This window comes from Bradyrhizobium sp. SHOUNA76 (genome assembly GCF_023006445.1).
In the GTDB taxonomy this organism is placed as follows: Bacteria; Pseudomonadota; Alphaproteobacteria; order Rhizobiales; family Xanthobacteraceae; genus Bradyrhizobium.
Genome location: NZ_JALBHA010000134.1, coordinates 1 through 13,015, shown reverse-complemented (window position 1 = coordinate 13,015; position 13,015 = coordinate 1). Strand labels below are relative to the sequence as shown.

At 64.7% G+C, this 13,015-nt stretch carries 12 protein-coding genes; 7 read left to right on the top strand and 5 right to left on the bottom strand.

What is annotated here, in order from left to right; genetic code table 11:
* Positions 1 to 168: 168 nt before the first annotated feature.
* Positions 169 to 945: a mechanosensitive ion channel family protein gene (locus MOV74_RS16620; protein WP_246924417.1), complete on the bottom strand. Its 777-nt coding sequence runs from the start codon at positions 943 to 945 to the stop codon at positions 169 to 171.
* Between the two features lie 961 nt (positions 946 to 1,906).
* Between MOV74_RS16620 and MOV74_RS16615 the strand changes: the two genes are divergently transcribed.
* From MOV74_RS16615 to MOV74_RS16590, 6 genes are read left to right on the top strand one after another with little or no spacing between them, the layout of a single operon-like run.
* A complete protein-coding gene (locus MOV74_RS16615) occupies positions 1,907 to 2,611 on the top strand; it encodes a c-type cytochrome (RefSeq protein ID WP_404979151.1) in 705 nt (234 codons plus the stop codon).
* Between the two features lie 43 nt (positions 2,612 to 2,654).
* On the top strand, positions 2,655 to 3,869 hold the full coding sequence (locus MOV74_RS16610) for a cytochrome c (RefSeq protein ID WP_246924419.1): 1,215 nt from the start codon (positions 2,655 to 2,657) through the stop codon (positions 3,867 to 3,869).
* An 8-nt stretch (positions 3,870 to 3,877) separates the two neighbouring features.
* The gene (locus MOV74_RS16605; RefSeq protein ID WP_246924414.1) at positions 3,878 to 4,054 is read left to right on the top strand and encodes a hypothetical protein; all 177 of its coding nucleotides are present in this window, start codon (positions 3,878 to 3,880) and stop codon (positions 4,052 to 4,054) included.
* On the top strand, positions 4,051 to 4,614 hold the full coding sequence (locus MOV74_RS16600) for a cytochrome C oxidase subunit II (protein WP_246924411.1): 564 nt from the start codon (positions 4,051 to 4,053) through the stop codon (positions 4,612 to 4,614). Before MOV74_RS16605 ends, MOV74_RS16600 begins: the two co-directional genes overlap by 4 nt.
* Positions 4,601 to 6,223, top strand: coding sequence for a b(o/a)3-type cytochrome-c oxidase subunit 1 (locus MOV74_RS16595; RefSeq protein WP_246924409.1), 1,623 nt, complete (start codon positions 4,601 to 4,603; stop codon positions 6,221 to 6,223). The genes MOV74_RS16600 and MOV74_RS16595 overlap by 14 nt, the downstream gene beginning before the upstream one ends.
* Positions 6,223 to 7,038, top strand: coding sequence for a cytochrome c (locus tag MOV74_RS16590; protein WP_246924406.1), 816 nt, complete (start codon positions 6,223 to 6,225; stop codon positions 7,036 to 7,038). Before MOV74_RS16595 ends, MOV74_RS16590 begins: the two co-directional genes overlap by 1 nt.
* A 151-nt stretch (positions 7,039 to 7,189) precedes the next feature.
* Here MOV74_RS16590 and MOV74_RS16585 read toward each other — a convergent pair whose 3' ends face one another.
* Complete coding sequence (locus MOV74_RS16585; protein ID WP_246924402.1) at positions 7,190 to 7,660, bottom strand: type II toxin-antitoxin system RatA family toxin; 471 nt, start codon at positions 7,658 to 7,660, stop codon at positions 7,190 to 7,192.
* Positions 7,661 to 7,666: 6 nt separating this feature from the next.
* Positions 7,667 to 8,623, bottom strand: coding sequence for a lipoyl synthase (gene lipA / locus MOV74_RS16580; protein WP_246924399.1), 957 nt, complete (start codon positions 8,621 to 8,623; stop codon positions 7,667 to 7,669).
* Positions 8,624 to 8,753: 130 nt separating this feature from the next.
* Between lipA and MOV74_RS16575 the strand changes: the two genes are divergently transcribed.
* The gene (locus MOV74_RS16575; RefSeq protein ID WP_246924396.1) at positions 8,754 to 9,356 is read left to right on the top strand and encodes a DNA-3-methyladenine glycosylase; all 603 of its coding nucleotides are present in this window, start codon (positions 8,754 to 8,756) and stop codon (positions 9,354 to 9,356) included.
* 111 nt (positions 9,357 to 9,467) lie between these two features.
* Here the strand turns inward: MOV74_RS16575 and MOV74_RS16570 are convergent, their stop codons facing one another.
* Together MOV74_RS16570 and MOV74_RS16565 are read right to left on the bottom strand one after the other, a co-directional pair.
* Positions 9,468 to 12,344: a valine--tRNA ligase gene (locus tag MOV74_RS16570; protein ID WP_246924393.1), complete on the bottom strand. Its 2,877-nt coding sequence runs from the start codon at positions 12,342 to 12,344 to the stop codon at positions 9,468 to 9,470.
* Positions 12,345 to 12,471: 127 nt separating this feature from the next.
* Positions 12,472 to 13,015 (bottom strand): PopZ family protein (locus MOV74_RS16565; RefSeq protein ID WP_246924389.1); only part of this gene is annotated, 544 nt, incomplete at its 5' end.

Below are 13,015 nucleotides of genomic sequence, written 5' to 3'. Positions count from 1 at the left end.
CCGCTCGCCGCGCCGGCACGCGGTGAAGCGCAGGCCGCCGCGCTCGCCGCGGGGCTAAACCGAAAGCCGTTGTTCGTAGGGCAGATTAGCGAGGCGTAATCCGCCACGTCTGTCGCCGCGGAGAGAGACTTGGCGGATTACGCCTTCGGCTAATCCGCCCTGCGCGGCTCATGCGGCCGCCAATAACGCGCTGGCATGATCCAGCACACGCTGCTTCACTGCGTCGGCATCGCACGGCTTCACCTTTGCGCTCACGGTCAACTCCACGACCGGCGCTGCAGGATCGGCGGCGATCACCTTCGACACATTGACCGACGGCGCCGCGTGATCGTCGACGCGTGGGTCCTGACGCAGCTCCTTCAGGATTTGATCCGCCAGCGCATTGACCGATCCGGCCCTGACCGGAAACGCGACCTTGATCTCGCCCGGGCCGGAATAGGCGCTGTGGTTGACGATGGCCGCGCCCCACACCTGCCCGTTCGGCAAGAGGATCTGCGTGTTGTCGGGCGCGACCAGCTCGGTCATGAACAAGGACAGTGACCTCACCTTCCCCGCCTTGCCGGCCACCTCGACGTCATCACCGATATGAAAGGGCCGGAACAGCAGCAGCATCACGCCGGCGGCGAGATTGGAGAGCGTGCCTTGAAGCGCCAGGCCAATGGCGAGGGATGTCGCGCCCAGCACGGCGACAAGGCTCGCGGTCTGGATGCCGAAGAGCTGGAGCACGGCGATGCCGACCACCGCGAGCACACCGTAGCGCGCAAGACTGCCTACGAACAGGGTCACTAGCGGGTCGACGCGGTGCGTGACGCTCAGCAGGCGGGTGACGAAACGCTGCATGGCGCCGGACAGATACCAGCCGATCGCAAGCAACAGGATCGCGTAGATCGCGTTCAGGCCATACAGGACGAGCGAGGCCTTCAGCGTGTCGAAATTGATGGTCATGGCGGCTCCAGCCCGGACAATCCGGAGAGAACTCGCAGCGGTGCGAAATGATCCCTGAGGTGGTCGAGGGAACACGGCACGAAACACTTCGTAGGGTGGATTAGCGAAGCGTAATCCACCGCTTCTGTCTCCACATCGGCAGACGCGGTGGATTACGCCTTCGGCTAATCCACCCTACGCACCTACAAGCCCTTGCGTTGCCCGACGGGCAAAACATCCAATTGGCTGGTCAATCTGCGCAAGCGAAAATATTCGCCTTTACAGAATTTCTGATTTGTCGCAGTGTCCCGCCACCTCATCCCCAGTCAGAGGGGCGTATCGCGATCGTCACGAAACGCGGGATGAGCCGTGGTGGACGCTGGCAGCACCGGCGCGAGAGGCATCGCAGGGCGGGCAACCGTGAGCGAGGAGCCTTCGCGCACACGACCGGTGCAATCAGCGTACGGCAAAACCGTGTCGTCCTGACGCCCGGGGTCTGTGCGTCAAGTCTTGCGGTGATGCGGCGGCCCGACCGGGTGCGCGCGTCAGCGATCTGCAAGGCGACGGGGGCAATAGTGCATCGCTCCCCGGGGAGAGCTCGGCATAAGCCATCAAACCACTGCGCAGGGAAGGCCGGTTGTTTGGCTTCACCTGTATGCCGCTGTGCAGCCTCTTGTAGCGCAACCTTCGCACAGTGGACCGCGGGTGCCCAGCCGGCATCCGGTCTTCCCTGCACCCTCTGACAAAAGAGGGTGACATGACCGCGCAAGACTCGGGCAGGACCTGTCGCGAGACTGCTGCGTTATGCTCGGTTTTCAAGAAGCACGCAAGTTTTGTCGAATTCGATCGTGATCGCACATGCGAACACCGCGACCAAACGTCATCACGCGTGGCCGGTCTTGCGCAGGACCATATTGGCGCAATAATGCTCCGCTACGTTGTGATCCGGAATCAACCGATCCCGTTTTTGGAGGTGACGAGAGTGTTCGCTCGCACCATTGCTCTGGCCGTCGCCATTGCCACCTTGGCCGCGTTTGATGCGGTTGCACAAACGGCCAACCAGCCGCCGGACACAATGGCGGCACGGGTCGAGGCCTGCACGCCCTGTCACGGCAACCAAGGCGAAGGCACCAACGACGTCTATTTCCCGCGGCTTGCCGGCAAGCCGGCCGGCTATCTCTACAACCAGCTCCTTGCCTTCAAGAATGGCCGGCGAAAGTATCCGCCGATGAACTATTTGCTGGAATTCCTGCCCGATCCGTATTTGCAGCAGATGGCCGACTATTTTGCGGATCAGCATCCACCACTGCCCCCCGTGGCAGCCAGCGATGCAAGCAAGGAAGTGCTGCAGCACGGCCAGTCGCTGGTGTCGCGCGGCGATCCGCAGCGACAGATTCCGGCGTGCGGAAGCTGCCATGGCCCCGCCCTGACCGGAATGGAGCCGGGAATTCCCGGCCTGCTCGGACTGCGCCCGAACTACATCAGCGCGCAGCTGGGAGCGTGGCGTTATGGTACGCGCACCGCGAAAGCGCCGGACTGCATGCAGCAGGTCGCGGCCCGGCTGACTGAGGACGACGTGACGGCGGTCGCGGCGTGGCTCGCGAGCCGCCCTGCGCCCGTGAACATCGCGCCGGCGCCGAAGGGTACGTATGTGCTGCCGTTCGCCTGCGGCAGTGAACCGGATTGAGGAGACGGAATTGCGATCGTGTTCACCAATCCTTGCCGTATGGCTGTTGCTTTTCGCCGGTTCGTCCGCCGAGGCACAGCCGAAGTCCAACCCTGATAGCCTTGTCGCGCGCGGCGAATATCTGGCGCGCGCCGGCGACTGCATCGCCTGCCACACAGCGCCCGAGGGCCACACCTTTGCCGGCGGACGCGCCATGCCGACGCCGTTCGGCACCCTGTATTCTTCCAACATCACGCCGGATCGCGATACCGGCATCGGTAAATGGACTGCCGAAGACTTCTACAAGGCGATGCACTACGGCCGCTTTCCGGACGGCGGATTGATGTATCCGGCAATGCCGTTCGCGTCCTACACCAAGGTCACGCGAGCCGACACGGAGGCGATCTTCGCCTATCTGAAGTCAATCCCGGCCGTGAACCAGCGGAATCGTGAGCACGATCTGCGCTTCCCCTATTCGAACCGCCAGCTGATCCTCGGCTGGCGCACGCTGTACTTCTCAGAGGGCGAGTTCAAACCTGATCCGACCAAATCCGCCGAATGGAACCGCGGGGCCTACCTTGTCGAGGGCCTCGGTCATTGCGGCATGTGCCATTCGCCGATCAACGCGCTCGGCGGCACCTCGCAATCGGATGCCTTCAAGGGTGGCCTGATCCCGATGCAGAACTGGTACGCGCCCTCGCTGACGTCCAACCGCGAGGCCGGGCTCGGCGACTGGAGCATCAAGGACATCACCGACCTGCTCCAGACCGGCGTCTCCATGCGCGGCGTCGTCTACGGCCCGATGGCCGAGGTCGTGCACAACAGCCTGCAATATCTCAGCGACGAGGACACCAGGGCGATGGCCGTGTACCTCAAGGGCATCGCGGAGCCCTCGCCTCCGCCGCCGGCAAGCTCGACGCTGCCGACCACCGAGAGCAGCCTGCTGGTCAGCCTCGGCAAGACCGTCTACGACAAGCACTGCGCGAGCTGTCACGGGCTGCAGGGCGAAGGCAAGCCGCCGCACTGGCCGCCGCTTGCCAACAACCAGTCAATCGAGATGCAGTCGGCGGTCAATCCGATCCGCATGGTGCTCAATGGCGGCTATCCGCCGGGCACCAAGGGCAACCCGATGCCCTACGGCATGCCACCCTTCGCGGGTTTATTGTCCGACAACGAGATCGCCGCCGTCGTCTCCTACATCCGTACCGCCTGGGGCAATCGCGGCACGCCGGTCTCGGCGCGGGAGGCCAACGAGCTGCGCTCCGCACCGCTGAACTGAGAAATCACATGATCAATTCAGATCCGCCGACCAGCCCAGCCGCCGCCGACCAGGCCGTCGAGGATGTCGTTGCGCAGGGGCCGTCCGGCGCGATCGTGCTCGCCGGCATCGCCACGGCCTGCGTCGTCGCGATGTGGTTCGCCTTCTATCTGTTCGTGTTCCTGCCGCGCGGATCGCTGCAATGAGCACAGAAGACACCCATGGCAGCGCCGAGGTCGCGGCCCGCGTCGAGCGGCGCTGGGCCACCATTGCCGTGATCATCATCGTGATGATGGCGCTGCTGGCGGCCTTTGCCGGCATCCACCGCGCGACCATGCCGCAGCCGCGCGTCGAGATCACCGATCCCTCGCGGCTGCATCTGTCCGGCGAATTCGTCGAGAGCAATCTCGGCAGCGTACTGGAGACAAGCGGCAACGTGACCGTGCGCGCGATCGGGCAGCAATATTCCTTCACGCCGGCCTGCATCGTGGTGCCCGTGGACACGCCGATCACGCTGCGTGCCACCAGCGCCGACGTCGTGCATGGCATCCTGATCCAGGGCACCAACGTCAACACCATGCTGGTGCCCGGCTACATTTCCGAGCAGCTCATGCGCTTTACGCGCACCGGCGACTACCTGATGCCCTGCCAGGAGTTTTGCAGCTTTGGCCACGAGGGCATGTGGGGCAAGGTCAAGGTGATCGACAAGACCGAATTCGCGGGTCGTGCCAAGGCTGGCGGGAGGCTGAGCTGTGTTGGTCAATAGGAAGCTCATCCTCGCCCATTTCTGGCTGGCCTTCGCCGTGTTCGGCATCGCGCTCACGCTCGGCGCCTGGCAGATGTTCATCCGCAGCCCAATCGGCACCTGGCTGTCCAATCCCGAGCTCTATTACCGCTCGCTGACCGCGCACGGCACGGTGATGGGCTACGTGTTCCCGACGCTGGTCGCGATGGGATTCGGCTATGCCATCAGCGAATCCGCGCTGCAGCAGCGCCTGGTCGGCGTGCGCTGGGCCTGGGCCGGATTCTGGCTGATCGTCGCCGGCAGCATCATGGCGGTGATCCCGATCGCGCTCGGCCGCGCCTCGGTGCTCTACACCTTCTATCCGCCGCTGATCGGCAACGTCTTCTACTATCTCGGCGTGGTCCTGGTCGTGGTCGGCTCGTGGATCTGGGTCGCGCTGATGTCGATCAATCTGCGGGTCTGGCGAAAGGCTCATCCCGGCGCGCCCGTGCCGCTCGCGATGTTCGCCAATGTCGCGGGTTCTTATTTGTGGGCCTGGACTGCGGTCGGCGCCGCGCTCGAGTTGCTGTTGCAGATCATCCCGGTCGCGGCGGGGCTGAAGAACACGATCGATGCCGGGCTCGCCCGCATCTTCTTCTCCTGGACGCTGCACGCCATCGTCTATTTCTGGCTGATGCCGACCTACATCGCCTATTACACCATCGTTCCGCGCGCGATCGGCGGCCGGGTCTATTCCGACAGCATGGCGCGGATCTCCTTCATCCTGTTCCTGGTGGTGGCGATGCCGATCGGCATGCATCACACCTTCGCCGATCCGCAGGTCGGCGCCGGCTTCAAGTTCATCCACTCGGCCTTCACGGCGCTGGTGGCGCTGCCGACGCTGCTGACGGTGTTCACGATCTGCGCCTCGGTCGAGATCGCGGCGCGGCTGCGCGGCGGCCGCGGCATGTTCGGCTGGATCGGCGCCCTGCCCTGGGACAATCCGATGATGCTGGCGCTGGCGTTCTCCTTCGTCATGCTCGGCTTCGGCGGCGCCGGCGGCCTCATCAACATGAGCTATCAGCTCGATGCGTCGATCCACAACACGCAGTGGATCACCGGCCATTTCCACCTGATCTTCGGCGGCGCCATCGTGATCATGTACTTTGCGATCGCCTATGATCTGTGGCCGCATCTGACCGGGCGCGAGCTGATCGATATCCGCCTGATGCGCAGCCAGCTCTGGCTGTGGTTCGTCGGCATGATCGTCACCACGTTCCCCTGGCACTGGGTCGGCATCTTGGGCATGCCGCGCCGCATGGCCTATTTCGATTTCGGCGATCCCGGCATCGCGCCACAGGCGCTTTCCGTCACCCTCTCGGCGATCGGCGGTTTCATCCTGCTGGCGTCGGGCATCATGTTCATCGTCATCCTGGCGCGCGGCATGCGCGCGCCTCAGGCCGACGCCGGGCCCTACCGCTTTGCGCTCGCCGTGCACGAACCGAGGACGGTGCCCGTCGCGCTCAATACGCATGCATTGTGGGTGGCGCTGATGATCGCCCTCACCCTCACCAATTACGGCTATCCGATCCTGAACCTGGCGCTGAGTTCGGGCACGTCGGTGCCGGCCGTCTATGTGGGAGCGCAGTGATGAGCGCGCGCGACCTCTTCACCTTCAGCAATCCGCATTTCACGCGAGGCGTCGGCATCACCGCCGCGATCCTGATCGTGACTGCGATTGCCGGCTTCATCGTGCTGCCCTTCGCGCAGCCCTGGGTGCAATTCGCCAATGTCTGGGACGCAATCTGCAGCGCCGCCGGCGTGCCGCAGCGTGCGGCCAGCGTCACGGCGCCCGAGCAGACCAAGCGGCTGACCGAGGTCGTGCTCACCTCGAATACGCTGTCACGCCCGAGCCAGGAGGCGATCGGCCGCGGCGCGACGCTGGCGCAGCGTTGCGCCATCTGCCACGGCCCGACCGGCATCAGCCGGGCGGATTCGCCCAATCTCGCTGGTCAGTATGCTGCCGTGATCTACAAGGAGCTGCACGATTTCCGCTCGGGTGCGCGCACCAATGCCGTGATGTCGCCGTTTGCGGTCAACCTCACCGACCAGGAGATCGCGGATCTCTCGAACTATTACGCCTATCTGCCGCGGCTTCCGGCCTACCACCCGACACCGCAACTGCCGAAACCCAACATCGTCATCTACGGCGCGCCGATGCGCGGGATCGCGCCCTGCGGTTCCTGCCATGGCAGTCTCGACAACAAGACCGGCAGCCCGTGGCTGGAGGGTCAGTCCGAGGCCTACATGAAGGCGCAGCTCCAGGCCTTTGCCACAGGCGAGCGGCGCAACGACATCAGCCAGCAAATGCGCAACATCGCCCGAGCCATGACGCCCCAGGAGATCGAGCAGGCCGCGGCGTATTACGCCTCGCAGCCGCCGGATGTGGTGAAGGCGGTGGATTGAAGGGTGACGCACACGTGCCCCGGACGCAGCGCAGCGCTCCTTCAGCGGTGCGCTGCAGAGCCGGGGCCCATGCTTTGCGGCGCTCTGGGTCCCGGCTCTGCGCAGCAACGCTACGCGCTGCAGCGTGTCCGGGACACGGGAGTTGTAACAGCTACGTCGACGCCAGCTTCGGCCGCCCGTAGATCGCATCCGCCCGCTTTTCGAACGCGATGGAGAATCGCGCGAAGGCGGCATCGAACATCGAGCCCATCAGCAACGCCAGCATGCGGCTCCTGAACTCGTAGGACAGGAAGAAACCGACGTCGCAGACGCCCTCACCCTTGGGCTCGAACGTCCAGCGGTTTTCGAGATTACTGAACGGACCTTGCAGATATTCGACCAGGATTTTCAGATTGGCGCGATCCAGCGTCACCCGGCTGGTGAAGGACTCCTTGACCAGCTTGAACGACACCGTCATGTCGGCGACCAGCACCTCGGTGCCGTCGGGCTTGGCCATCCGCTGGCGCACCTTCAGCGCGCTGCACAGCGGCACGAACTCCGGATAGCGCTCGATGTCGGCGACCAGATCGAACATCTCGGAGGCGCTGTGATTGACACGGCGCTTGCTCGAAAATTTGGGCATGGCGGTTCAGCGGGCGGTCGCGGCCCGCGCGGCCTGCAGTCTCGCGAAATCCTCGCCGGCGTGATGCGACGAGCGGGTGAGCGGGCTCGCCGACACCATCAGGAAGCCCTTGGTGTAGGCGACCTTTTCGTACGAGGCGAACTCGTCCGGCGGCACGTAACGCATCACGGCGTGGTGCTTGCGGGTCGGCTGAAGATACTGGCCGATGGTCAGGAAATCGACCTCGGCCGAGCGCAGATCGTCCATCACCTGCTGCACCTCGTGGCGCTCCTCACCGAGGCCCACCATGATGCCGGACTTGGTGAAGATGGTGGGATCGAGCTCCTTGACCCGCTGCAACAGCCGGATCGAATGGAAGTAGCGCGCGCCGGGCCGCACCGTGAGATAGCGCGACGGCACGGTCTCGAGATTGTGGTTGAAGACATCGGGCTTCGCGGCAACGACCACTTCGAGCGCGCCTTCCTTGCGCAGGAAGTCGGGCGTCAGGATCTCGATCGTGGTCGAAGGGCACGCAGCGCGGATGGCGCGGATCGTCTCCGCGAAATGCTGGGCGCCGCCATCAGTGAGGTCGTCGCGGTCGACCGAGGTGATGACGACATGGGCAAGGCCGAGCTTGGCGGTCGCCTCGGCGACGTTCTGCGGCTCGGCTGCGTCAAGTGCATTCGGCAGGCCGGTCTTGACGTTGCAGAAGGCGCAGGCGCGGGTGCAGGTGTCACCCATGATCATGAAGGTGGCGTGCTTCTTGTCCCAGCACTCACCGATGTTCGGGCAGCCAGCCTCCTCGCACACCGTGTGCAGGCCGTTGGCCCGCACGATGTTGCGGGTGTCGGCGTAGCCGCGGGTATTGGGGGCGCGCACACGGATCCAGTCCGGCTTCGGCGGGGAAGCGGAATCAGGCCGGTTCACCTTTTCGGGGTGGCGCGGGCGCAGCGGGTTCGAGATGGTATCGACAATAACGACCATGGGGTGTCCGGTCTGTTCAGGTCCTACCTAGTCGGTCTCGCCAGGCATCGCAACCCGGCTCGCACCACTTCAGGGAACATGGCAGATATGGGCAATATCCTGCTCTGTTCTCAAGCGATTCTCACCTCGAATGGCTCCAATCCCGAAGACTTCACTACCGCGGCTCGGCAAAGCGCTGAAGCGCAGCTTTTTCGATCGCAACGTCCGCGAGGTCGCTCACGACCTGATAGGCGCCACCATGCTGGTGGACGGCGTCGGCGGGATCATTGTGGAGGTCGAGGCCTATCATCATACCGAGCCGGCGGCGCACTCCTACAACGGCCCGACGCCGCGGAACCAGATCATGTTCGGCCCGCCGGGCTTTGCCTATGTCTACCGCTCCTACGGCATCCATTGGTGCGTCAATTTCGTCTGCGAGGCGGAAGGCTCGGCCAGCGCCGTGCTGATCCGCGCGCTGGAGCCCACCCATGGACTCGCCGCGATGCGCCGCCGCCGTCATCTCCAGGATTTGCAGGCGCTGTGCTCGGGCCCTGGCAAGCTGACCGAAGCGCTCGGCATCACCATTGCGCACAACGCCCTGCCGCTGGACCGGTCGCCGATCGCGCTGCATGCGCGGACAGAGGACATCGAGGTCGCGACCGGCATCCGGATCGGCATCACCAAGGCGGTCGAGCTGCCCTGGCGCTACGGCGTCAGAGGCTCGAAGTTTCTCAGCAAGCCGTTTCCGAAGTAGTTGTCGTTCCGGGGGGGCGTCAAAGACGCGAACCCGGAACCTCGAGATTCTCAGGTGCGCAATTGCGCACCGGAGTTCGGCTCTTCGAGCCGACCCGGAATGACGGCGCGGCTACGACGCCTGCTTCAGCCGCTCCATGGCTTCGAGCAGCTTGGCCTTGCGGGCCAGCGCGGCCTCGCGCTTTTCGCGCTCCTCCTCGACGACCTCTTCGGCCGCGTTGGCGACGAATTTCTCGTTCGCCAGCTTGGACTCGGCGCGCTTGATGTCGGCGTCGGCCTTGCCGATCTCCTTGTCGAGGCGCGTGCGCTCGGCGGCGACGTCGACCACGCCCTTGAGCGGCAGCGCGGCTACCTCGCCGCGCACCAGCAACTGGACCGCACCGTCGGGCGCACGGTCGGCGAAGGAGATGTCCGACAGCCGGGCCATGCGCTTGATGACGTCGGTCCAGCGCGGCGCGCGCTCCCTCGTTTCAGTCGAGGCGCCAGCAAGCACCAGCGCCGTCAGCGTCGCCGGCGGGATGTTCATCTCGGCGCGCACCGAACGGATCTGCGTGACGAGGTCGATCACCCAGCCGATCTCGGCTTCGGCCTTGGGATCGGTGAAGTCGGCATGGTCGAAGATCGGCAGCACCCAGGCCGGCGAGACGAGCGGATCGGTCACCCCCGTCGTCGCAGCCAGCATCGCAAGCTGCTCCGGCGTCGGCTCGGCCCGCTTCAGCGGCCATTGCGCCAATGCGAGCAGGCCGTCGCGCTTGGCCGTGACTTCCCACAGCTCTTCGGTGATGAAGGGCATGAAGGGGTGCAGCAGCTTCAGGATCTCGTCGCGCGCCCAGGCGACCATGGCGCGGGTCTCGTCCTTGGCGGGACTGTCCGGACCAAGCAGCACGGGTTTTGCGAGCTCGACGTACCAGTCGCAATAGACGTTCCAGACGAAGCGATAGATCGCGCTTGCCGCGTCGTTGAAGCGATAGGCTTCGATCGCCTCGGTCACCTCACGCGTGGTGTGCGCGCTCTCATGCGCGATCCAGCGATTCAGCGTCTCCTTCGCCTTCGCCGGCTCGAAACCGTCGGGCACGGCGCAGTGGTTCATTTCCGCAAAGCGGGACGCATTCCAGAGCTTGGTCGCGAAATTGCGATAGCCCTCGACGCGGCTGGTGGCGAGCTTGATGTCGCGCCCCTGCGCCGCCATCGCGGCCAGCGTGAAGCGCAGCGCATCCGCGCCGTATTCGTCGATCAGGTTGAGCGGATCGATGACGTTGCCCTTCGACTTCGACATCTTGGCGCCCTTCTCGTCACGGACGAGGGCGTGAATGTAGATGGTCGAGAACGGCACCTCCTTCATGAAGTGCAGGCCCATCATCATCATGCGGGCGACCCAGAAGAAGATGATGTCGAAGCCGGTCACCAGCGCGTTGGTCGGGTAGTAGCGCTGCACCTCGGGGGCGTCTTCCGGCCAGCCGAGCGTCGAGAACGGCCACAGCGCCGAGGAGAACCAGGTGTCGAGCACGTCCTCGTCGCGGGTGATGAAGCCTTCGCGCTTGTTGCGGTCGAGCGCCATCTCGCGGCCCTGCTCGGCCGTGATGACTTCCTGCTCGACATAATAGCCGAGCGCGTGGCTGACGGCCTCCTCCTCGGTCTCGGCGACGAACACCTTGCCGTCAGGTCCGTACCAGGCCGGGATCTGATGGCCCCACCAGAGTTGGCGCGAGATGCACCAGGGCTGGATGTTCTCCATCCATTCGAAATAGGTCTTTTCCCAGTTCTTCGGCACGAACGACGTTTCGCCCGAACGCACCGCTGCGATCGCGGGCTTGGCCATCGTCTTGGCGTCGACGTACCACTGGTCGGTCAGATACGGCTCGATCACGGTGCCGGAGCGATCGCCATGCGGCACCATGTTGGTGTGCGGCTCGATCCGCTCGACGAAGCCGAACGAGTCCAGCCGCTCGACGATGCGCTTGCGCGCGATAAAGCGATCGACCTTGTGGAATTCCTCGGCGAATTGCCCGGCGCCTTCCGGCAAATCGCGAAGATAGTCCTCGTTGTCGACGAGATCGAGACAGCCTTCCCTGTCGATCACGCTGATGCGGCGCAGGCCGTGGCGATTGCCGACCTCGAAGTCGTTGAAGTCGTGCGCCGGCGTTATCTTCACCGCGCCCGAGCCCTTTTCCGGATCGGAATAGTCGTCGGCAACGATCTGGATCTTGCGGCCCACCAGCGGCAGGATCACGTTCTTGCCGACCAGCTTCAGATAGCGCTCATCCTCGGGATGCACCGCAACCCCGGTATCGCCGAGCATGGTCTCGGGACGCGTGGTGGCGACGACGATGAAGCTCGAGGGATCCTCGGGATTGAACGTCTTGCCCTCGATCGGATAGCGTAGGTACCACAGGTGACCCTTCACCTCGGTCTGCTGCACTTCGAGATCGGAGATCGCAGTCAAGAGCTTGGTGTCCCAGTTCACCAGCCGCTTGTCCTTGTAGATCAGCCCCTCGCGGTGCAGCTCGACGAACACCTTGACGACGGCTTTCGAGAGGCCCTCGTCCATGGTGAAGCGTTCGCGCGACCAGTCGCAGGAGGCGCCGAGCCGCTTGAGCTGGTTGATGATGGTGTCGCCGCTCTCGGCTTTCCACTGCCAGACCCGCTCCAGGAATTTCTCGCGGCCCATCTCGCGGCGGCCGGGCTGCTGGCGCTCCATCAGCTGCCGCTCGACCACCATCTGGGTCGCGATGCCGGCATGGTCGGTGCCGGGCTGCCACAGCACGTCGCGTCCGCGCATGCGTTCGAACCGGCACAGGATGTCCTGCAGCGTGTTGTTGAGGGCATGGCCCATGTGCAGCGAGCCCGTCACGTTCGGCGGCGGGATCACGATGGTAAAAGGCACGGCGTCGCGGCGGTCGGGGCGACCGGCCTTGAAGGCAAGGCTGTCCTCCCACACCACGGACATGCGGGCTTCGATATCGGCGGGCTGGTAATTTTTCTCGATCATGGGGCTGCTAGAAAGCCGCGTGTGCGGGTCAAGTCAACGGGAAGCTCAGCGGCAAAGGGCATTCGGCCCGGTCCGCAGGCCGAATATGCCCTGGGAGCAGGGCTATATCGGGGCCGAACCGCCCGCCTCAGCGGCCGCCGCGCGAGACCCGCTCGATTTCGGCCTTCACGATGCGTTCAACCAGGCCCGGAAGGTTGTCATCGAGCCAGGACTTCAGCATCGGACGCAGCATCTCCTTGACCAGATCCTCCAGCGTCCGCGCATTGCTGCTGAGCACCGTATGGGCCAGGGAGTTGAAGGCGGATTCGACCGCCGAGACCGTCGATTGCGCGAGGATTGGCTGCTGCGGCGGCAGCGGCGGGGCTTCGAAGTCCACCGGCGCGTAGGACGGTGGCGGCGTTGGACGCGGCGGAGGCGATTCGGCGAATTCGAGATCGTCGCGCGGCTCGACCTTGCGAAAGCTCGGTGGCGGCGGAGGCGGCGTCGGATCCATCGCCATCTCGTCGGTCAATTCGAGCACGTCGGGTTCGGGCTCAGGCTCAGGCTCGGGCGCGCGGACCTCGGGCGCAGGCGTGGCCGCATCGAGCCCCGCCAGCAGCGCGTCGATGTCGTCTTGGTTGTTTGATGCATCCGCCGCAGGTGCAGGTGGCGGGGCCGGTGCCGGCTTTGCG